17 protein-coding genes and 7 tRNA genes are annotated in these 19,296 nt (G+C 54.7%); 2 read left to right on the top strand and 22 right to left on the bottom strand.

Annotated features, from left to right (window positions below; genetic code table 11):
- Positions 1-124 precede the first annotated feature (124 nt).
- Positions 125-607 carry a zinc ribbon-containing protein gene (locus PUP35_RS05900; protein WP_115876039.1) on the top strand — a complete coding sequence of 161 codons (483 nt, stop codon included), beginning with the start codon at positions 125-127 and terminating at the stop codon, positions 605-607.
- 63 nt (positions 608-670) lie between these two features.
- On the opposite strand, the gene rihA is transcribed toward PUP35_RS05900, so the two are convergent.
- The 10 genes from rihA to miaB form a co-directional block, all read right to left on the bottom strand.
- Complete coding sequence (gene rihA / locus PUP35_RS05905) at positions 671-1,609, bottom strand: pyrimidine-specific ribonucleoside hydrolase RihA (RefSeq protein ID WP_127730037.1); 939 nt, start codon at positions 1,607-1,609, stop codon at positions 671-673.
- A gap of 120 nt (positions 1,610-1,729) precedes the next feature.
- Complete coding sequence (locus PUP35_RS05910) at positions 1,730-2,455, bottom strand: amino acid ABC transporter ATP-binding protein (protein WP_014883001.1); 726 nt, start codon at positions 2,453-2,455, stop codon at positions 1,730-1,732.
- Positions 2,455-3,129, bottom strand: a complete 675-nt coding sequence (gltK, locus tag PUP35_RS05915; RefSeq protein ID WP_111964391.1) for a glutamate/aspartate ABC transporter permease GltK — start codon at positions 3,127-3,129, stop codon at positions 2,455-2,457. The genes PUP35_RS05910 and gltK overlap by 1 nt, the downstream gene beginning before the upstream one ends.
- Complete coding sequence (gene gltJ / locus PUP35_RS05920; RefSeq protein WP_008501048.1) at positions 3,129-3,869, bottom strand: glutamate/aspartate ABC transporter permease GltJ; 741 nt, start codon at positions 3,867-3,869, stop codon at positions 3,129-3,131. The genes gltK and gltJ overlap by 1 nt, the downstream gene beginning before the upstream one ends.
- A 155-nt stretch (positions 3,870-4,024) precedes the next feature.
- On the bottom strand, positions 4,025-4,930 hold the full coding sequence (locus PUP35_RS05925) for an amino acid ABC transporter substrate-binding protein (RefSeq protein WP_023334902.1): 906 nt from the start codon (positions 4,928-4,930) through the stop codon (positions 4,025-4,027).
- A 354-nt stretch (positions 4,931-5,284) separates the two neighbouring features.
- Positions 5,285-6,823 (bottom strand): apolipoprotein N-acyltransferase, encoded by a 1,539-nt coding sequence (gene lnt, locus PUP35_RS05930; protein ID WP_274242320.1) that lies wholly within the window; start codon positions 6,821-6,823, stop codon positions 5,285-5,287.
- A gap of 5 nt (positions 6,824-6,828) precedes the next feature.
- The gene (gene corC / locus PUP35_RS05935) at positions 6,829-7,707 is read right to left on the bottom strand and encodes a CNNM family magnesium/cobalt transport protein CorC (RefSeq protein WP_021242574.1); all 879 of its coding nucleotides are present in this window, start codon (positions 7,705-7,707) and stop codon (positions 6,829-6,831) included.
- 89 nt (positions 7,708-7,796) lie between these two features.
- Positions 7,797-8,264 carry an rRNA maturation RNase YbeY gene (gene ybeY / locus PUP35_RS05940; protein ID WP_008501052.1) on the bottom strand — a complete coding sequence of 156 codons (468 nt, stop codon included), beginning with the start codon at positions 8,262-8,264 and terminating at the stop codon, positions 7,797-7,799.
- Positions 8,261-9,307 carry a PhoH family protein gene (locus tag PUP35_RS05945; protein ID WP_274242321.1) on the bottom strand — a complete coding sequence of 349 codons (1,047 nt, stop codon included), beginning with the start codon at positions 9,305-9,307 and terminating at the stop codon, positions 8,261-8,263. The genes ybeY and PUP35_RS05945 overlap by 4 nt, the downstream gene beginning before the upstream one ends.
- 163 nt (positions 9,308-9,470) lie before the next feature.
- Complete coding sequence (gene miaB, locus PUP35_RS05950) at positions 9,471-10,895, bottom strand: tRNA (N6-isopentenyl adenosine(37)-C2)-methylthiotransferase MiaB (RefSeq protein WP_111964387.1); 1,425 nt, start codon at positions 10,893-10,895, stop codon at positions 9,471-9,473.
- Positions 10,896-11,030: 135 nt separating this feature from the next.
- Here miaB and ubiF point away from each other — a divergent pair, with 135 nt between their 5' ends.
- Positions 11,031-12,206, top strand: coding sequence for a 3-demethoxyubiquinol 3-hydroxylase (ubiF, locus tag PUP35_RS05955; protein WP_274242322.1), 1,176 nt, complete (start codon positions 11,031-11,033; stop codon positions 12,204-12,206).
- A gap of 97 nt (positions 12,207-12,303) precedes the next feature.
- Here ubiF and PUP35_RS05960 read toward each other — a convergent pair.
- The 12 genes from PUP35_RS05960 to nagB all read right to left on the bottom strand — a co-directional run bounded on the left by PUP35_RS05960 (position 12,304) and on the right by nagB (position 19,170).
- Positions 12,304-12,378 (bottom strand) — tRNA-Gln (locus PUP35_RS05960).
- Positions 12,379-12,414: 36 nt separating this feature from the next.
- Positions 12,415-12,489: transfer RNA gene (locus PUP35_RS05965), tRNA-Gln, on the bottom strand.
- A gap of 40 nt (positions 12,490-12,529) precedes the next feature.
- A tRNA-Met gene (locus PUP35_RS05970) sits at positions 12,530-12,606 on the bottom strand.
- A gap of 17 nt (positions 12,607-12,623) precedes the next feature.
- A tRNA-Gln gene (locus tag PUP35_RS05975) sits at positions 12,624-12,698 on the bottom strand.
- A 32-nt stretch (positions 12,699-12,730) separates the two neighbouring features.
- A tRNA-Gln gene (locus PUP35_RS05980) sits at positions 12,731-12,805 on the bottom strand.
- 23 nt (positions 12,806-12,828) lie between these two features.
- Positions 12,829-12,913, bottom strand: a tRNA-Leu gene (locus tag PUP35_RS05985).
- An 8-nt stretch (positions 12,914-12,921) separates the two neighbouring features.
- A tRNA-Met gene (locus tag PUP35_RS05990) sits at positions 12,922-12,998 on the bottom strand.
- A gap of 226 nt (positions 12,999-13,224) precedes the next feature.
- Positions 13,225-14,889, bottom strand: a complete 1,665-nt coding sequence (gene asnB / locus PUP35_RS05995; protein WP_010428626.1) for an asparagine synthase B — start codon at positions 14,887-14,889, stop codon at positions 13,225-13,227.
- A 249-nt stretch (positions 14,890-15,138) separates the two neighbouring features.
- On the bottom strand, positions 15,139-15,891 hold the full coding sequence (gene nagD, locus PUP35_RS06000; RefSeq protein WP_023310763.1) for a ribonucleotide monophosphatase NagD: 753 nt from the start codon (positions 15,889-15,891) through the stop codon (positions 15,139-15,141).
- A 45-nt stretch (positions 15,892-15,936) separates the two neighbouring features.
- The gene (nagC, locus tag PUP35_RS06005) at positions 15,937-17,157 is read right to left on the bottom strand and encodes a DNA-binding transcriptional regulator NagC (RefSeq protein WP_274242323.1); all 1,221 of its coding nucleotides are present in this window, start codon (positions 17,155-17,157) and stop codon (positions 15,937-15,939) included.
- Positions 17,158-17,165: 8 nt separating this feature from the next.
- The gene (gene nagA / locus PUP35_RS06010; RefSeq protein ID WP_127730047.1) at positions 17,166-18,314 is read right to left on the bottom strand and encodes an N-acetylglucosamine-6-phosphate deacetylase; all 1,149 of its coding nucleotides are present in this window, start codon (positions 18,312-18,314) and stop codon (positions 17,166-17,168) included.
- Positions 18,315-18,369: 55 nt separating this feature from the next.
- Positions 18,370-19,170, bottom strand: coding sequence for a glucosamine-6-phosphate deaminase (gene nagB, locus PUP35_RS06015; protein WP_013097568.1), 801 nt, complete (start codon positions 19,168-19,170; stop codon positions 18,370-18,372).
- Positions 19,171-19,296: the final 126 nt, after the last annotated feature.

Genomic DNA, 19,296 nt, shown 5'->3' on the forward strand with positions numbered 1-19,296 from the left:
GTCAAAACAGCCTTTCGCACAAATGCGCTTTGCAGGAATTTACCGGGTCTGTGCTTCACCTGACAAAGCGGCGGTGAAATAAGGTCTATTATTAGAAATAGTTACTTACCCGGGAGGCAAAATGATGAACAAGGTTGCTCAATTTTACCGCGAACTGGTGGCGACACTGACGGAGCGGCTGCGTAACGGCGAGCGCGATATCGATGCGCTGGTGGAGCAGGCGCGTGCCCGCGTGTCGCAAACGGGTGAGTTAACGCGAACCGAAGTGGAAGAGGTGACGCGTGCCGTGCGTCGCGATCTGGAGGAGTTCGCGCGCAGCTACCAGGAGAGCCAGGAGGAGGTCACGGACAGCGTTTTCATGCGGGTGATCAAAGAGAGCCTGTGGCAGGAGCTGGCCGATATCACGGATAAAACGCAGCTGGAGTGGCGCGAGGTCTTTCAGGATTTGAACCACCACGGTGTGTACCACAGCGGTGAGGTGGTCGGGCTGGGAAATCTGGTGTGCGAGAATTGCCACCACCATATTGCGGTGTATACGCCGGAGGTTCTGCCGCTATGTCCGAAATGCGGCCACGATCAGTTCCAGCGTCGGCCGTTTGAGCCCTAAGTAAAGCGCAGGTTTGCGCCCTCTCCCTGTGGGAGAGGGCCGGGGTGAGGGCATCAGGCCGCACTACGCACTATAGTAAGCCAGCCTCTCCGCCAGCAAATCCACAAACGCCTCCCGGTCAATATCCACCATCACCGTAGTATTCGGCTTATTTCCCGTCAGCGAGTAGTAGTCCACCACCGTCATGCCCTGGGTGTATTTCCCCTGCGTTTCGACGCCAACCCATCTGTGAACAGTAGTAAACATCTCCGGTTTTAACAGCCAGGCAATGGTGCACGGATCGTGCAGCGGCGCGCCGTGGAAGCCCCACTTCTCGGCTTTGTGATACTCCATAAAGAAGTCGAGCAGCTCAGCCACGGTTGTCGCGACCGGATTACCTACGGCACGGAAGCGCTCAATGTCGTCTGCCATAATCTGTGCGCGATGGGTCACGTCCAGCCCTGCCATCACAACTGGCAAGCCTGACTGGAACACAATCTCCGCCGCTTCCGGGTCGACAAAAATGTTGAATTCTGCGGACGGCGTCCAGTTTCCCAGCCCCATGGCTCCGCCCATGATGACGATACGGGCGATTTTACCGTGCAGTTCAGGATGGCAGTTCAGCAGCAGCGCGACGTTGGTTTGCGGTCCCGTTGCCACCAGCGTGACGGGCTCCGCGCTCTCGCGCAGCACCTTCGCCATCAGCTCCACGGCGGTACAGTTTTGCGGCGTAAAGCCCGGCTCCGGCAGTGCCGGACCGTCCAGCCCGCTTTCACCATGCACGTTATCCGCGATAATTAATTCACGCATCAGGGGCTTGAGGGCGCCACCGGCGACGGGAATATCGGTGCGCCCAAGCAGCGTCAGCATGCGCAAAACGTTACGCAGGGTTTTATCCGGCGTCTGGTTTCCGGCGGAAGAGGTGACGGCTTTGACGTCGAGTTCAGGGGAGGCAAATGCAAGAACGAGCGCGATCGCGTCATCATGACCCGGATCGCAATCGAAAATGATGGGTTGTGCCATAGCGTTCTCCATTCATAGCGTTATTTTGTGACAAGGTTAACGCTGCAATGTGACGCCGAATAGATAAAGAGAGTTAAAGCGTGAAGCAGTGCGCAATCCGCAGATTGCGCACCGGGAAGATTAATGCAGGATTTTGGCGAGGAAATCTTTTGCACGTTCAGATTTCGGGTTGGCGAAGAACTCCTCTTTCGGAGAATCTTCGACAATTTTCCCTTCGTCCATAAAGATCACGCGGTTGGCCACCTTACGGGCGAAGCCCATTTCGTGGGTCACAACCATCATGGTCATCCCTTCGTGCGCCAGCTCGACCATCACGTCCAGCACTTCGTTGATCATCTCTGGATCGAGCGCCGACGTTGGCTCATCAAACAGCATCGCCACCGGATCCATGCACAGCGCGCGGGCGATCGCCACACGCTGCTGTTGGCCGCCGGAGAGCTGCGCCGGGAACTTATCGGCATGCGCAGAGAGGCCAACGCGTTCCAGGAGCTTCAGACCTTTCTCGCGCGACGCTTTTTTATCACGCTTAAGCACTTTTACCTGCGCCAGCGTCAGGTTCTCAATAATGGAGAGGTGTGGGAACAGCTCAAAATGCTGGAACACCATGCCAACGTGAGAGCGAAGCTGGGCGAGGTTGGTTTTCTTGTCGTTGACTTTGGTGCCGTTGACGACGATCTCACCCTGCTGGACCGGCTCCAGTCCGTTAACGGTTTTGATCAGCGTCGATTTACCGGAACCGGACGGTCCGCACACCACTACCACGTCGCCTTTTTTTACCTCGGTGGAGCAGTCGGTCAGCACCTGAAAGTGCCCATACCATTTAGAAACATTTTTCAGGGAAATCATTATACCGTCCTTTTCTTCAGCCAGCTGACCAACAGCGACGCGCTTAAACTAATCACAAAATAGACCGCACCCGCAAAGAGCACCATCTCAACCTGCGTACCATCACGTTCACCGATGGTTGACGCGGTACGGAAGAAGTCTGCCAGACTCAGAACGTAGACCAGCGAGGTATCCTGGAACAACACGATACCCTGGGTAAGCAGGAGCGGAACCATGGCGCGAAACGCCTGCGGCAGAATAATGAGCTGCATGGACTGCCAGTGCGTCATCCCCAGGGCCAGCGCGGCGCTGGATTGCCCACGGGAGATACTCTGAATGCCCGCTCGGATAATCTCAGAGTAGTAAGCGGCCTCAAACATTGAGAACGCCACCATGGCGGAGATCAGACGGATATCGGTTTTCGGCGACAGCCCCAGCACGTTTTGCAGGAAGCCGGGCACAATCAGGTAAAACCACAACAGCACCATCACCAGCGGGATGGAGCGGAACACGTTAACGTAGGCGGTTGCAAACCATGCGAGCGGCTTAAAGCTCGACAGGCGCATGACGGCCAGCAGGGTGCCCCAGACGATACCGACGATGATGGCAATGACGGTGATTTTTAAGGTAATCATCAGTCCATCAAGCAGGTAAGGCATGGATGGAACGACAGAACTCCAGTCAAATTCGTACATTATTTGCCCCCCATATTGCCCGGCAGGCGAATTTTGCGTTCAACCAGGTTCATCACCAGCATGATGAAAGCGTTAATCAGAACATACGCGAGCGTGATCGCGGTGAAGGATTCCCACGCGTGAGCGGAGTAATCCAACAGTTTGCCCGCCTGCGCGGCCATATCGACCAGGCCGATAGTCGAGGCGATGGCCGAGTTTTTCACCAGGTTCATCATCTCTGAGGTCATCGGTGGAACGATAACGCGGTAGGCGTTTGGCAGCAGCACGTAGCGGTAGGTTTGGGGCAGCGTCAGGCCCATCGCCAGGCCCGCATTTTTTTGTCCGCGCGGCAATGACTGAATGGCGGCACGCACCTGCTCGCAAACGCGCGCAGCGGTAAACAGCCCCAGACACATCATGGAGGAGACAAAAAACTGCACGTTCGGATCCAGTTCCGACTTGAACCACATCCCAATATTTTCCGGCAGTAGTTCCGGGATAACCAGATACCAGGTAAAGAATTGCACGATCAGCGGAACGTTACGGAACAGTTCCACATACAGGGTGCCAAGTGTTGAAAGAAAGCGGTTAGGGACGGTGCGCAGAATACCGAACAAAGAACCGACAAGAAACGCGATAATCCACGCCGTTATCGATAATGCCACGGTGACCTGAAAGCCGCTCCACAGCCAGCCAAGATAGGTGGTGTTGCCGAACGGGGCTTGTTGCAGGAATATGCCCCAGTTCCAGTCGATTGACATAATAAACTCCAGAAAAAAAAGGGTAGCAGCGCTACCCTCGAAGATTGGTGAGAAGCTTATTTTTCGCGCTGAGTGGGGAACGACCACTCAACGTATAGTCTGTCCATGCTTCCCGACAATCGAGAGGGCAGGAGATCCCGCCCCTGTTGTTCTAATTAGTTAAGAGCCTTGTCATTTGGAGATTTGAACAGTGCTTTCATGTCCTCAGACAATTCAAAATTCATGTTCAGGTTTTTCGGTGGAATCGGGTTCTTGAACCATTTGTCGAACCATTTTTCCGCTTCGCCGGAGGTCTGCACCTGAGCGATGGTGTCATCGATCAGCTTTTTAAACTGCGGATCGTCTTTACGCAGCATACAGCCGTAGGCTTCTTTCGACTGCGCGGTACCGACGATATCCCAGTTGTCTGGTTTTTTCGCTTTCGCACGCTCGCCCGCCAGCAGGGCGTCATCCATCATAAACGCGACGGCGCGACCGCTTTCCAGGGTACGGAAGGAGTCGCCATGGTCTTTCGCGCTGATGATGCGCATGTCCATTTTCTTCTCGTCGTTCAGCTTGTGGAGCAGCACTTCTGACGTGGTTCCGGAGGTCACGACAACCGCTTTACCTTTCAGGTCAGCGAAGTCTTTGATCTCACCGCCTTTCTTCGTCAGCAGGCGGGTACCCACGACAAAGATGGTGTCAGAGAAAGCTGCCTGTTTCTGACGCTCCAGGTTGTTAGTGGTGGAGCCACACTCGAAGTCAAAGGTGCCGTTTTGCAGCAGTGGAATACGGTTCTGTGAAGTGATTGGGATCAGCTTCACCTGCAGGTCAGGTTTGTTCAGCTTTTTCTTCACGGCTTCAACGATGGCGTTGGAGTAATCCTGTGAATAGCCCACGACTTTTTGCGTGTTGTCGTAGTAAGAGAACGGGACAGAAGATTCACGGTGGCCGACCACGATAACGCCGTTTTTGGCAATCTTGTCGAGAGTACTGCCTGCTGCAGGCGCATCTTCAGCGTGAACCACGCCTGCAGACATTCCCATAACCAGCATTGCTGTGGCCAGTTTACGTAATTGCATACCCAACTCCTTTTTTATCAGCGCCAGCGACGCATTGATACCCATTGTGATGTTGTTATATCTCGCGCAATGCGAGTGCAGTGTTATGCAAGCTTGTTAACATTTAGTCTGGCTTAATGTAAAGATTTTGCTGCGTTATTGTTTATTTTTGCGAAGCGCGCCGCACCATTCAGAGGCAAATATCTCCCGTTGCACCGTTACGGTGCTACCGGTGATCTACGCTGGTGCGACAAAGTTGCACGTTAAGCCAAACTGCGTTTACCTGAATAAACAAAGCAATAGGCGTGCCAGTTTTAAGATTTGGGAGGGATTGCCGGGTAAGGCGTAGCCGCCACCCGGCAACAGAAGGGAAGGTTATTTACGACGCTGGCGCAGGCTCATCAGCACCGCGCCAAAGCCGAATAGCGCGGTCAGGATCCACAGCGGCCAGTTGCCGGTGCGCGCATATGGCGTCAGCCCGGTGGTTGGCGTGACATTCGTGGTCAGCACCTCTCGGGTAAACTGCGGGATCATCGCCTGGATTTCACCCTGCGGACCAATCACAGCGGTGATGCCGTTGTTGGTGCTGCGCAGCAGCGGACGCGCCAGCTCCAGAGAGCGCATACGTGCCATCTGGAAGTGCTGCCACGGGCCGATAGACTTACCAAACCAGGCATCGTTGGAGATGGTCAGCAGATAGTCTGTATCAGGGCGGAAGTTATCGCGCACCTGCTCGCCGAGGATGATTTCGTAGCAGATAGCCGCCGTCAGGGCTGCGCCGTGCGCGTGCAGCTGAGGCTGTACGTACGGGCCGCGGCTGAAGGAGGACATCGGCAGGTCGAAGAACGGGGCCAGCGGGCGCAGAATCGACTCCAGCGGGACAAATTCACCGAACGGCACCAGATGGTTCTTGTTGTACCGGTCAGTGGAGTGGTAGCTGTATTCGCTGTCTTTTCCGAGCGTAATGATGGTGTTGTAGGTGTCGTAGCGGTTTTGCTGATTCAGACGCGCATCGACAATCCCGGTGATTAGCGTGCTGCCACGCGAGAGCAGCAGGTCGTTCATCATGTTGAGGAACGGCTGCTGGTTGATCTCCAGATCGGGAATGGCAGACTCCGGCCAGATAATCAGCTGCGATTTACCCATCACCTCTTCGGTGGCGTTGGCGTAGATCTTCAGCGTGTTCAGCAGCTCTTTCTCGTCCCACTTCATGGACTGCGGGATGTTCCCCTGAACCATGGAAACCTGCATAGCGCGATCGGGCTCAGGCGTGAACCACTGGATATAGCGCAGCGGGAAGGGCAGGGCGAACAGCACCAGCGCCACAACCAGCGGCTTCCAGCCGCGCGTGACCAGCGCCAGGACCAGCAGGCCGCTGACCACCATCAGCAGGAAGTTAATGGCCTCAACGCCCATGACCGGCGCCAGGCCCTTGAGCGGGCCGTCAATCTGACTGTAGCCGAACTGCAGCCACGGGAAGCCGGTCAGCACCCAGCCGCGCAGGAATTCCGTGATTTGCCAGACCACCGGTGCGGCAATGGCGAGGCGCAGCCAGCTGGTTTTGGGCCACAGGCGAGAAAGGATGCCGGCGAACAGACCGGTATAGAGCGAGAGATACGCGGCGAGCAGTACCACCAGGAAGACGTTAACCGGGCCCGGCATACCGCCAAACTGGGCGATGCTGACGTAGACCCAGTTAATACCTGAGCCAAACAGCCCCAGTCCCCAGAAGTAGCCAATAGCGGCAGCCTGTACCGGACGACGATGCAGGGTCAGACCCTGAAGCCCCATCAGGGAGAGTATGGCCGCAGGCCAGATGTCGTAAGGAGAAAAAGCCAGCGTACCGCTGGCTCCGAGTAACAGCGCCAGCAGCAAACGGACGCGCTGGCGTTCAAGCAATGGGGCAAATGCCATTTACATTAATCTTCCAGTTTTGGCACCGGTGAGTCGTCCGGCGTTCTGACGTGAACCTGTATAATACGTCGGCTGTCGGCCATTGCCACTTTGAACTGGTAACCGTCGATGTCAACGGTCTCACCGCGCGCAGGGAGGTGGCCAAAGGCCTGCATCACCAGTCCGCCAATGGTATCGACCTCTTCATCACTGAAGTGGGTCCCGAAGGCGTCATTGAAGTCCTCAATGGAGGCAAGCGCACGAACGGTCCAGGTGTGACGGCTGAGCTGACGGAAGTCGATATCTTCTTCTTCGTCGTACTCGTCTTCGATTTCGCCCACAATCAGCTCAAGAATATCCTCGATCGTGACCAGACCGGAAACGCCACCAAATTCATCAATAACAATCGCCATGTGGTAACGCTGAGAGCGAAACTCTTTCAGCATCCGATCCACACGTTTACTTTCCGGTACAACCACGGCCTGGCGTAACACTTTTTCCATGCTGAAGGCTTCTGCATCGCTGCGCATAAACGGCAGCAGATCTTTCGCCATTAAAATCCCTTCGATGTGATCTTTGTCTTCGCTGATGACCGGGAAACGCGAGTGGGCGGATTCGATGATGACATCGAGGCACTCGTCCAGGGTCTGGTTACGTTTCAGGGTGATCATCTGCGAGCGGGGGATCATGATATCGCGAACGCGCTGGTCGGCGATGTCCATGACCCCTTCGAGCATTTCGCGCGTATCTTCGTCGATAAGGTCGTTCTGCCCGGAATCACGAATCAGCTCCAGCAGTTCATCACGGTTTTTGGGTTCGCCGTGGAAAAGCTGGTTCAGAATGAGGGAGAAAAATCCCTTTTTACTGGTTGTCGTGTCGCTACTGTGTGAATTGTCGTCGCTCATGGCGTTTGTTAAGGGTTCTCTTGTTAGTTCAACGTTTACCGCCACGCGATATCCTTTCGTGGCGGCAGGGGAGTCAGTCAGGTGACGGACTATTCTTTCTCGGCAATGTACGGATCCTCATAGCCCAGAGCAAGCATTATCTCTGTCTCGAGGGACTCCATCTCTTCCGCTTCGTCATCTTCAATGTGATCGTAGCCGAGCAGATGCAGGCTGCCGTGTACAACCATATGCGCCCAGTGGGCCTCAAGCGGCTTTTGCTGCTCTTTGGCTTCCTGTTCAACCACCTGACGGCAGATGATCAGATCGCCCAGCAGCGGCATCTCGATGCCCGGCGGCGCTTCGAACGGGAAAGAGAGCACGTTGGTCGGCTTATCTTTCCCGCGATAGGTCAGGTTAAGCTCATGGCTTTCTGCTTCATCCACCAGGCGAATCGTAACTTCTGATTCTTCCTGAAACTGAGGAATAACGGCATCCAGCCATTTCTGAAACTGTGCCTCATCTGGCATGCCGGAATTGTCTTCACAGGCCAGCTGTAAATCGAGGATCACCTGACTCATTTCTGTTCTTGCTCCTGCGCTTCGCGCTTACGTTCTGCGGCCAGTTCGGCCTTACGCTTCTGATCCGCCTCTTCCCAGGCTTCATAGGCGTTAACGATACGCGCGACCACCGGGTGGCGTACCACGTCTTCGCTGTGGAAGAAGTTAAAGCTGATTTCGTCGACCTCGGCCAGCACCTCAATGGCGTGGCGCAGGCCGGATTTGGTGCTGCGCGGCAGGTCGATCTGGGTGACGTCGCCGGTAATGACCGCTTTCGAGTTAAAGCCGATACGCGTCAGGAACATCTTCATCTGTTCAATGGTGGTGTTCTGGCTCTCATCGAGAATGATGAACGCATCGTTCAGCGTACGGCCGCGCATGTAGGCGAGCGGGGCCACTTCGATAACGTTACGCTCAATCAGCTTCTCGACCTTCTCAAAGCCCAGCATTTCGAACAGCGCGTCGTATAAAGGGCGCAGATACGGGTCGACCTTCTGGCTCAGATCGCCCGGCAGGAAGCCCAGCTTTTCGCCCGCTTCAACGGCCGGACGGGTCAGCAGAATTCGACGGATCTCCTGACGTTCCAGCGCATCGACCGCCGCGGCAACGGCCAGATAGGTTTTACCCGTGCCCGCCGGACCCACCCCGAAGGTGATGTCGTGGTCGAGGATATTGGCGATGTACTGTGCCTGGTTTGGCGTACGCGGCTTAATGACGCCACGTTTCGTCTTGATATGGATTGCCTTACCGTAGTCCGGCACGCTTTCCGCGCTTTGCTCAAGCACGCGCGCCTCTTTAATAGCGAGGTGAATTTGTTCCGGTTCGATATCCTGAATTTCGCCGCGCATCGGGGAGGTATCGACATACAGGCTACGCAGAATGTCCGCAGCGGCATTGACGCAGATAGGGCGTCCGGTAAGTTTGAAATGATTATCGCGACGATTGATTTCGATACCCAGACGTCGCTCCAGTTGTTTGATGTTGTCATCAAACGGCCCGCACAGGCTCAGCAGGCGAGCGTTGTCTGCTGGCTCAAGGCTAATTTCACGCGTATCTATGTTCAAACTGTTCCTCTTTGATTGGTTAACTGACCCGCTGCCACACGGCGCAATAAAACGGTCATTACCGAAATTATTCACGCCACAGAATAAAGGCGCAAGCGTTGCGGAAGATATTGGGGACGATGAGAGGAAATACAAGGCCTGCCGGAAGGGCAGGCCAGAAGGATTATGGCTGGTAAATCCCAACGCCAGAATCGTTTTCTTTGCGAGTACGAGAGATGACGGATTCCGGTGACTCGGCAATACGCAGGCCCATTTCGTCCTCGGTGCGGACCACTTTCGCGCGCAGCGAGTTGGTCAGCACTTCGATAATCTCGACGTCCACGAATTTACCGATCATATCCGGAGTGCCTTCAAAGTTCACCACGCGGTTGTTTTCAGTACGACCGGACAGCTCCATAATGCTCTTACGGGAAGTGCCTTCCACCAGAATGCGCTGAACGGTGCCGAGCATGCGGCGGCTCCACGCGTTGGCCTGCTGGTTAATACGTTCCTGCAGAATATACAGACGTTGCTTTTTCTCTTCTTCCGGCACATCGTCAACCATATCGGCCGCCGGTGTCCCGGGACGCGCAGAGAAGATGAAGCTGTAGCTGACGTCAAAATTCACTTCGCCGATGAGCTTCATGGTGCGCTCGAAGTCATCAGCGGTTTCGCCAGGGAAGCCGACGATAAAGTCAGAGCTAATCTGGATATCCGGACGCGCTTCACGCAGCTTGCGAATGGTGGACTTATATTCCAGCACCGTATGCGGGCGGCCCATCAGGTTCAGCACGCGGTCAGAGCCGCACTGAATCGGCAGGTGCAGGAAGCTCACCAGCTCTGGCGTATCGCGATAGACGTCAATGATGTCATCGGTAAACTCCATCGGATGGCTGGTGGTAAAGCGAATGCGGTCGATGCCGTCAATCGCGGCCACCAGGCGCAGCAGCTCAGCAAAGCTGCCGGTGGTACCGTCGTAGTTTTCCCCGCGCCAGGCGTTAACGTTCTGGCCCAGCAGGTTAACTTCGCGAACGCCCTGCGCGGCAAGCTGTGCGATTTCAAACAGAATATCGTCTGCCGGACGGCTGACTTCTTCACCACGGGTGTAAGGCACCACGCAGTACGTGCAGTATTTGTTGCAGCCCTCCATGATGGAGACGAAGGCGGTTGGGCCATCGGCTCGCGGCTCTGGCAGACGGTCGAATTTTTCGATTTCCGGGAAGCTGACGTCAACGACCGGGCTACGGTTGCCGCGAACCTGATTGATCATCTCCGGCAGGCGGTGCAGGGTCTGAGGACCAAAGACAATATCCACATACGGGGCTCTCTGGCGGATCAGCTTGCCTTCCTGCGACGCGACGCAGCCGCCCACCCCGATGATCAGGTCCGGATTTTTTCGTTTGAGAAGTTTCCAGCGCCCTAATACGTGAAAGACTTTTTCCTGCGCTTTTTCACGAATCGAACAGGTGTTCAGCAGCAGCACGTCCGCTTCTTTCGCATTTTCAGTCAGCTGGTATCCGTGGGTGGTATCCAGCAGATCGGCCATCTTGGATGAATCGTATTCGTTCATCTGACAGCCCCAGGTTTTTATATGGAGTTTTTTAGTCATCGACTTGCTCAGCTCAGGATTGCAAGCCGCGTATTGTAATGCTTTGGTGGGGTTGTGACCAGTATGAAGGTTGTGTGTCTCAGGACCGCAAAAATCCGGTAAACTTAAGGGATTCTCCAATAAGGAAAATTGACCATGACACTCCTACACACCGAAGTTGCCGTTGTCGGCGGCGGTATGGTCGGCGGCGCGCTGGCGCTGGGGCTGGCAAAGCAGGGATTTGAGGTAACGATAATCGAACAGGCGGCTCCGCCAGCCTACGATCCCGCCAGTAAACCGGATGTGCGCATTTCCGCGATCAGCGCGGCGTCCGTCGATCTGCTGCGCGGGCTGGGCGTCTGGGAGGCGGTGCTGGAAATGCGCGCGCACCCCTATAGCCGTCTTGAAACCTGGGAGTGGGAAAATGCCCACGTCGCGTTTGATGCCGCTGAGCTGAAGCTGCCGCGCCTGGGCTATATGGTGGAAAACAACGTGCTCCAGCGGGCGCTCTGGCAGTCGCTGGAGGCGCATCCGCAGGTGACGCTGCGCGTGCCTGCGTCGCTTAAGGCGCTGCATCCTCACGAGAGTGGCTATCTACTGACGCTCGATAGCGGCGATGAGCTGGCCGTGAAGCTGGTTATCGGGGCGGACGGCGCCAACTCGCAGGTCAGACAGATGGCGGGTATCGGGGTGCATGCCTGGCAGTACGAGCAGTCCTGCATGCTGATTACCGTCCAGTGCGAGAATGCGCCGGGCGAGAGTACCTGGCAGCACTTTACCCCGAATGGCCCGCACGCCTTTTTACCGCTGTTCGATAACTGGGCGTCGCTGGTGTGGTACGACAAACCGGCGCGCATTCGCCAGCTGCAGGGGCTTTCAATGGAACAATTGCAGCGGGAAATTCTGCTGCATTTCCCGAGCCGTCTGGGCAACGTCACGCCGGTCGCCGCAGGGGCATTCCCGCTCACGCGTCGTCATGCGTTGCAGTATGCCCGTGAAGGGCTGGCGCTGGTGGGCGATGCGGCACACACCATTCATCCGCTGGCCGGGCAGGGGGTCAACCTGGGGTATCGTGATGTCGATGCGTTACTGGATGTGCTGGGCAGCGCCCGCAAACACGCGGAAAACTGGGCCAGCCATCAGGTCCTGAAGCGTTATCAGACGCGACGCATGGCGGATAACTTTATCATGCAGTCGGGAATGGATCTGTTCTATGCCGGGTTCAGCAATGATTTAGCCCCGGTGCGCATTCTGCGTAATATTGGATTGATGGCAGCGGAGCGTGCCGGTGGTCTGAAGCGTCAGGCGCTGAAATACGCCCTGGGACTTTAATATTTATGCCCTCTCCCCGTGGGAGAGGGCATCAGGCTACTCGATTCTGAACAACAAAAACAAAAAAGCCCGCAGAGCGGGCTTGTTTGTTACTAAGTGGCTGGGGTGCAGGGATTCGAACCCCGGAATGCTGGTATCAGAAACCAGAGCCTTACCGCTTGGCGACACCCCAATTGCGTTAAACAAACTGCTTAACGACTTTTTAAATTGGCTGGGGTACGAGGATTCGAACCTCGGAATGCCGGAATCAGAATCCGGTGCCTTACCGCTTGGCGATACCCCAACAATTTGTCTTGATTACCGAAAAATCGACAATCTTAATTTGGTGGCTACGACGGGATTCGAACCTGTGACCCCATCATTATGAGTGATGTGCTCTAACCAACTGAGCTACGTAGCCAGTACTGCAATCTTCGATGGCTGGGGTACCTGGATTCGAACCAGGGAATGCCGGTATCAAAAACCGGTGCCTTACCGCTTGGCGATACCCCAATACCGCGGAGAACCGCAAAATCGAAGAAATATGGCTGGGGTACCTGGATTCGAACCAGGGAATGCCGGTATCAAAAACCGGTGCCTTACCGCTTGGCGATACCCCATCCGTGCAACGCTTACCCGGGAATGGTGCGGGAGGCGAGACTTGAACTCGCACACCTTGCGGCGCCAGAACCTAAATCTGGTGCGTCTACCAATTTCGCCACTCCCGCAAAAAAGATGGTGGCTACGACGGGATTCGAACCTGTGACCCCATCATTATGAGTGATGTGCTCTAACCAACTGAGCTACGTAGCCATCTTTTTTCGCGTTACCTTATCGGCGTTGCGGGGCGCATTATGCGTATAGACCCTTGCAGCGTCAACACCTTTTTCAACGAAAATAGCCGGAATGTGACTGTTTGGTTAGGTTGCGAACAGCGTGACCGAATATTCGGCAATTATTGGTTATTTATCAGATTTAGGCGGTGAAATGTGAGGCAAAAAAAACAGGCCCCTGAGGGGCCTGATTGCGATCTAGGTGATTATTTGTAGGCTGACTGATGAACGCCTACCGCGCGTCCTGATGGATCGTTCATGGATTTGAACGATTCATCCCATTCAATCGCTTTGGCAGAAGAGCAGGCGACGGAAGGGCCACCCGGTACGCACTCCGCAGCACTCGGCACCGGGAACAATTCTTCAAAAATTTCACGGTAGAGATACGCTTCTTTCGAGCCCGGCGTGTTGTACGGGAAGCGGAAGCTTGCGGTTTCCAGCTGTTGGTCAGAAACCTGTTTCGCAGCGACCTCTTTCAGGGTGTCGATCCAGCTATAACCTACACCATCGGAGAACTGCTCTTTCTGACGCCATGCCACGCTCGCCGGCAGGTAGGATTCAAAACATTCACGCAGGATATGTTTTTCCATTTTGCCGTTGCCGCACATCTTGTCCTGCGGGTTGATGCGCATTGCCACGTCGAGGAATTTCTTATCCAGGAACGGCACGCGCGCTTCTACGCCCCAGGCAGACATTGCTTTGTTGGCACGCGCGCAGTCGAACATGTGCAACGCCTGCAGCTTACGCACGGTCTCTTCATGCAGCTCTTTAGCGTTTGGCGCTTTGTGGAAGTACAGGTAGCCGCCAAACACTTCGTCAGAACCTTCACCGGAGAGCACCATCTTGATGCCCATCGCCTTGATCTTACGCGACATCAGGTACATCGGCGTTGAGGCTCGGATGGTGGTCACGTCATAGGTTTCAATGTGATAGATCACATCGCGGATCGCATCCAGACCTTCCTGCACGGTGAAATGAATTTCGTGGTGCACGGTGCCGAGGTGGTTTGCCACTTCCTGCGCGGCTTTTAGATCCGGTGCCCCTTCCAGACCCACGGCAAAAGAGTGCAGCTGTGGCCACCAGGCTTCTGAGCGCTCCTGATCCTCCACGCGACGAGCCGCAAATTTCTTGGTGATTGCCGAGATCACGGAGGAGTCCAGGCCGCCGGAGAGCAGCACGCCGTAAGGTACGTCTGACATCAGGTGGCTTTTCACGGAATCTTCCAGCGCCTGACGCAGCTCAGCTTTGTCCGTGACGTTGTCTTTTACCGCGTCGTAGTCGAACCAGTCACGCTGGTAATACTGACGGATCTCGCCGTCTTTGCTCCACAGATAGCTGCCTGCCGGGAACTCTTTAATGGTGCGGCAGACCGGTACCAGGGCTTTCATCTCAGAGGCCACGTAGAAGTTGCCGTGCTCATCGTGACCCATGTACAGCGGGATAATACCGATATGGTCACGGCCAATCAGATAAGCGTCTTTTTCGCTGTCGTACAGGGCAAAGGCAAACATACCCTGCAGGTCGTCCAGGAACTCGGGACCTTTCTCCTGATACAGCGCCAGGATCACTTCACAGTCAGAACCGGTCTGGAATGCGTAGCGGTCGCCGTATTCGGCGCGCAGCGCCTGGTGGTTGTAGATCTCACCGTTGACAGCCAGCGCATGCGTTTTTTTCTCGTTATACAGCGGCTGTGCACCGGCGTTGACGTCAACAATAGACAGACGTTCGTGAGCCAGAATTGCTTTGTCACTGGCGTAAACGCCTGACCAGTCCGGGCCGCGATGGCGCATCAGGCGGGACAGTTCGAGTGCCTTTTTACGCAGTTCGCCCGCGTCAGTTTTAATATCCAGTACGCCAAAAATTGAACACATAACCTTCTCCGTTAACCCTGTTGCTTTGTAATGTTGCTTGCTTATGAAAATGCCGCAAAGGGGCAGGGCGCGCAAGCGTTTTACGGGTGAAAACGGAAATAGTGCAATAGTGATTGCGGAATAGTGAAAAAAGAGTACGCCATGAGTTCTTTTATTGATGATTATGCAATGAAATGTGCTTTTCGTTAGATAGGGTTTTATTTGTGTAGGCCATAAATTAAAAACCACGCCCTGAGGCGTGGTTCGGTATCAGATGATGTCAATTTCATCGACGGAGGGGTAAATCCAACTCGGCCGGAACGGCATCGAATCAATGTCATCAAGTTGAGAGACGCCGGACAGGACCAGAATCGTCTCCAGACCCGCCTGGAAACCTGCCAGAATATCGGTGCGCAGGTTGTCGCCGACAATAACGGTTTCTTCAGAGTGGGCCTGCATCTTGTTGAGCGCGGCACGAATGATCCACGGGCTCGGTTTACCGACCACGAACGGCTGACGCCCTGAGATTTTCTCGATACCGGCGCAGAGCGCGCCGCAGGCCGGATAAAAACCACGGCCATGCGTATCCGGGTTGGTGGCGATAAAGCGCGCACCGCTGGCGACAAAGTATGCTGCTTTATGCATCATCTCCCAGTTAAAGGAACGCGTCTCGCCGACAATCACAAAGTCCGGGTTCACGTCAGTGATGGTAAAGCCTGCTTTGTAGAGCTCGTGTATCAGCGCACCTTCACCCACCACGTAGGCTTTCTTTCCTTCCTGACGCTTCAGAAAATCCGCCGTGGCCATCGCCGAGGTATAAAACACGCTGTCCGGGACGTCGACGCCTGCGGTGGCAAAGCGGTTTGCCAGATCCTGACCGGTTTGAGAAGGGTAGTTCGTGAGCAGAACCAGTGGCATTCCTTTGTCGATGATACGGTGAAGAAACTCCGCAGCACCCGGCACGGCAACGTTGTCGTGCATCAGCACGCCGTCGATATCACAAATTACGTTCTTAATGGTCATGGATATTCCGACATCAAAAAAAGAAGGCGTTACTATAAGGTTCGATCAGCTTTCCAGCAAATGCTGGAGCAGAATTCCGTTGAGCATGGCGCGTTTGACCAGCGCGAACGCGCCAATCGCCGAGCGATGGTCAAGCTTTGAACGAACCACCGGAAGATTCTGGCGGAATGCTTTCAGCGCCTGGGTGTTAATACAGCCTTCAATCGCAGGGAGCAGAACCTTTTCCGCCTCCACAATTTCACCGGCGATCACCACTTTTTGTGGGTTAAACAGGTTAATGGCGATGGCGATGGTTTTCCCCAGATGGCGCCCCACCTGCTCGATCACTTCACAGGCCAGCGCGTCGCCTTTATTAGCGGCTTTGCAGATGGTGCCTATCTTGCAGTCGTCCAGCGTGATGCGGCTTTGATAACCCTGTTCAAGCAGATGGCGAACGCGCTGCTCGATGGCCGTGTTGGCGGCGATCGTTTCAAGGCAGCCAAAGTTGCCGCAGTGGCAGCGCTCCCCGAGGGGTTCAACCTGAATGTGGCCGATCTCTCCGACGTTACCGTTGCGCCCAATAAAAATCCGGCCGTTAGAGATAATGCCTGCACCCGTACCGCGGTGGACGCGCACCAGAATAGAGTCTTCACAGTCCTGGCTCGCACCAAAGTAGTGCTCTGCCAGCGCCAGAGAGCGGATGTCGTGACCCACAAAGCAGGTCACTTTAAAACGCTTTTCCAGCGCGTCGACCAGCCCCCAGTTTTCAACCTGAATGTGCGGCATATAGCGGATCACGCCGCTTTCCGGGTCGACCAGGCCGGGCAGGATCACGGAGATGGCGATGAGTTCGCGGATCTTGCGCTGACAGCTTTCAATAAACTGCGCGATGGTATTGAGCAGCGCATGTTCCAGCGTCTCCTGGGTGCGTTCCGGAAGAGGGTAGTGTTCTTCCGCAATGGCTTTACTGCTCAGATCGTACAGCGTGAGGGTAGTGTCATGGCGGCCCAGACGGACGCCAATAGCCTGAAAATTGCGGGTTTCGGTAATAATAGAGATGGCGCGGCGGCCCCCGGTGGAGGCCTGCTGATCGACTTCTTTGATCAGACCGCGCTCAATGAGCTGGCGGGTAATTTTTGTCACGCTGGCGGGAGCAAGCTGGCTTTGTTCGGCTATCTGAATCCGCGAGATGGGGCCGTGCTGGTCAATCAGGCGGTATACCGCCGCACTGTTAAGTTGTTTAACGAGATCGACATTACCGATTTGAGCTTGTCCGCCAGGTGTCATACTTTTACTTACTCAGTGACGACCTCGTTACCATTAACGATGGTCTTAATAATTTTATAATCGTGTGTGAATGCCGTCAGGTTTGCAACCATACCTGGTGCAATTCCGCCGAGCTGTTTATCCACGCCCATTGCGCGAGCCGGATACAGGGTTGCCATACGCAGGACTTCATCAAGCGCAATCCCGCAATGTTCTACCAGGTTACGCACCCCTTCAATCATGGTCAAAGAGGAACCGCTCAGCGTACCGTTTTCATCCACACACAGTCCATTGCGGTAGTATATTGTTTTACCGGCAAAAATGAACTGCTCAATATTTGCACCTGCCGGTGCGGTGGCATCCGTCACCAGACAAAGCTTGTCACCTTTCAGCCGCTTAGCGTTGCGAATGTTGGTGTAATCGACGTGTAAGCCGTCAGCAATAATGCCGCAGTAGACGTCTGGCTCATCCAGAATCGCCCCGACCAGACCCGGTTCACGGCCTGTGATATACGGCATGGCGTTGTAAAGGTGAGTTGCGAAAGTAATTCCCGCGCGGAAACCGGCTTTCGCTTCTTTCAGCGTTGCGTTTGAGTGGCCTGCTGAAACGATAATCCCGGCGGCGGCCAGCTTGCTGATGACATCCGTACCCGTCATTTCAGGCGCCAGCGTCACTTTGGTGATCACATCGGCGTTGGCACACATGTAGTCAACCAGCTCTGCATCAGGTTTACGCACGTAGTCCGGGTTATGCGTTCCTTTCTTGACCATATTCAGCCATGGCCCTTCAAGGTGCAGACCCAGCGCCTGGTTAGGATGTTTGGCCAGGTATTCTCGCATCACGCGGATACCCTGCTTCATAAGGTCATCACTGCTGGTGATGAGCGTTGGCAGATAGCTGGTGCAGCCCGATTTCTCGTTGGCTTTCTGCATGATCTCCAGCGTTTCTACCGTCACCGCATCCGCGGTGTCATTGAATTGCACACCGCCGCAGCCGTTGAGCTGCACGTCGATGAAACCGGGGGAGATTACTGCTCCATTGAGTGAGCGCTGTTCAATCTCCGGCGGCAGTTCTGCCAGCGGGCAAACACGTTCAATCAGGCCATCAGCGATAACAATCGCATGGTCATCCAGAATATCATGGCCGGTATAAATCCGACCGTGGGTTAAAGCGTACATAACGACCCCCGGTTAAAAAAAGCGGCCGCCTCTTGATGAAGAGGCGGTTATTCAATTACAGACCTTTGATGTTCTCAGCTTCTAACTCGTTGAAGTACTTCAGCGTTTTAACCTTCAGCTCCATCGTGGACGGCTCGTCGCAGACGATGACTGATTTCGGATGCAGCTGCAGGCAGCTTATGGTCCACATATGGTTTACGTTGCCTTCAACGGCAGCCTGGAGCGCCTGGGCTTTCACGCTGCCCAGCACCAGAATCATCACTTCTTCAGCATCCAGCAGGGTGCCTACGCCTACGGTCAGGGCGTATTTGGGAACCTGGTTAACATCGCCGTCAAAGAAGCGGGAGTTTGCCACACGCGTGTCATGGGTCAGCGTTTTAATACGGGTGCGGGAAGCCAGAGATGACGCCGGTTCGTTAAACGCGATGTGACCATCATTACCTACACCACCCATAAACAGATGGATCTTACCGTAAGAACGGATTTTTTCTTCATACTGACGGCATTCTGCGTCAATATCAGGCGCGTTTCCATTCAGCAGGTTAATATTTTCAGCTGGAATATCAACGTGATCAAAGAAATTACGGTGCATAAAGCTATGGTAGCTTTCCGGGTGGTCTTTCGGTAAGCCAACGTATTCATCCATGTTGAATGTCACAACATGCTTGAAGCTAACCTGGCCTGCTTTATGCATCTCAACCAGCGCCTTGTAGGCAGTCAGCGGTGTGCCGCCTGTCGGAAGTCCAAGAACGAAAGGACGATCGGCAGTTGGTTTAAAGGCGTTGATACGGTTAACGATATGGCGAGCGGCCCATTTACCAACTTGTTCAGCAGTTGCCAGGGGAATCAGTCTCATTGTTCACCTCAAGAGTTAAAGTAGAAGAGTGGGCGGATAGCTATCGGAACCTGATACTTAAGCGTAACCTGGAAACTTTCAGGCCGGATCAATCCGTCTTGATTTTTTGAATGATAAAATAAGTTT

The organism is Enterobacter sp. S-33 (genome assembly GCF_028735835.1).
Lineage (GTDB): Bacteria > Pseudomonadota > Gammaproteobacteria > Enterobacterales > Enterobacteriaceae > Enterobacter > Enterobacter vonholyi.

Bases quoted from the DNA above. Each gene is read 5' to 3' on its own strand.
- PUP35_RS05910 (WP_014883001.1), bottom strand. From the start codon at position 2,455: ATGATTTCCCTGAAAAATGTTTCTAAATGGTATGGGCACTTTCAGGTG.
- nagB (WP_013097568.1), bottom strand. From the start codon at position 19,170: ATGAGACTGATTCCCCTGGCAACTGCTGAACAAGTTGGTAAATGGGCC.
- miaB (WP_111964387.1), bottom strand. From the start codon at position 10,895: ATGACTAAAAAACTCCATATAAAAACCTGGGGCTGTCAGATGAACGAA.
- ybeY (WP_008501052.1), bottom strand. From the start codon at position 8,264: ATGAGTCAGGTGATCCTCGATTTACAGCTGGCCTGTGAAGACAATTCC.
- gltJ (WP_008501048.1), bottom strand. From the start codon at position 3,869: ATGTCAATCGACTGGAACTGGGGCATATTCCTGCAACAAGCCCCGTTC.
- nagC (WP_274242323.1), bottom strand. From the start codon at position 17,157: ATGACACCTGGCGGACAAGCTCAAATCGGTAATGTCGATCTCGTTAAA.
- lnt (WP_274242320.1), bottom strand. From the start codon at position 6,823: ATGGCATTTGCCCCATTGCTTGAACGCCAGCGCGTCCGTTTGCTGCTG.
- corC (WP_021242574.1), bottom strand. From the start codon at position 7,707: ATGAGCGACGACAATTCACACAGTAGCGACACGACAACCAGTAAAAAG.
- nagD (WP_023310763.1), bottom strand. From the start codon at position 15,891: ATGACCATTAAGAACGTAATTTGTGATATCGACGGCGTGCTGATGCAC.
- rihA (WP_127730037.1), bottom strand. From the start codon at position 1,609: ATGGCACAACCCATCATTTTCGATTGCGATCCGGGTCATGATGACGCG.
- PUP35_RS05925 (WP_023334902.1), bottom strand. From the start codon at position 4,930: ATGCAATTACGTAAACTGGCCACAGCAATGCTGGTTATGGGAATGTCT.
- nagA (WP_127730047.1), bottom strand. From the start codon at position 18,314: ATGTACGCTTTAACCCACGGTCGGATTTATACCGGCCATGATATTCTG.
- gltK (WP_111964391.1), bottom strand. From the start codon at position 3,129: ATGTACGAATTTGACTGGAGTTCTGTCGTTCCATCCATGCCTTACCTG.
- PUP35_RS05900 (WP_115876039.1), top strand. From the start codon at position 125: ATGAACAAGGTTGCTCAATTTTACCGCGAACTGGTGGCGACACTGACG.
- ubiF (WP_274242322.1), top strand. From the start codon at position 11,031: ATGACACTCCTACACACCGAAGTTGCCGTTGTCGGCGGCGGTATGGTC.
- asnB (WP_010428626.1), bottom strand. From the start codon at position 14,889: ATGTGTTCAATTTTTGGCGTACTGGATATTAAAACTGACGCGGGCGAA.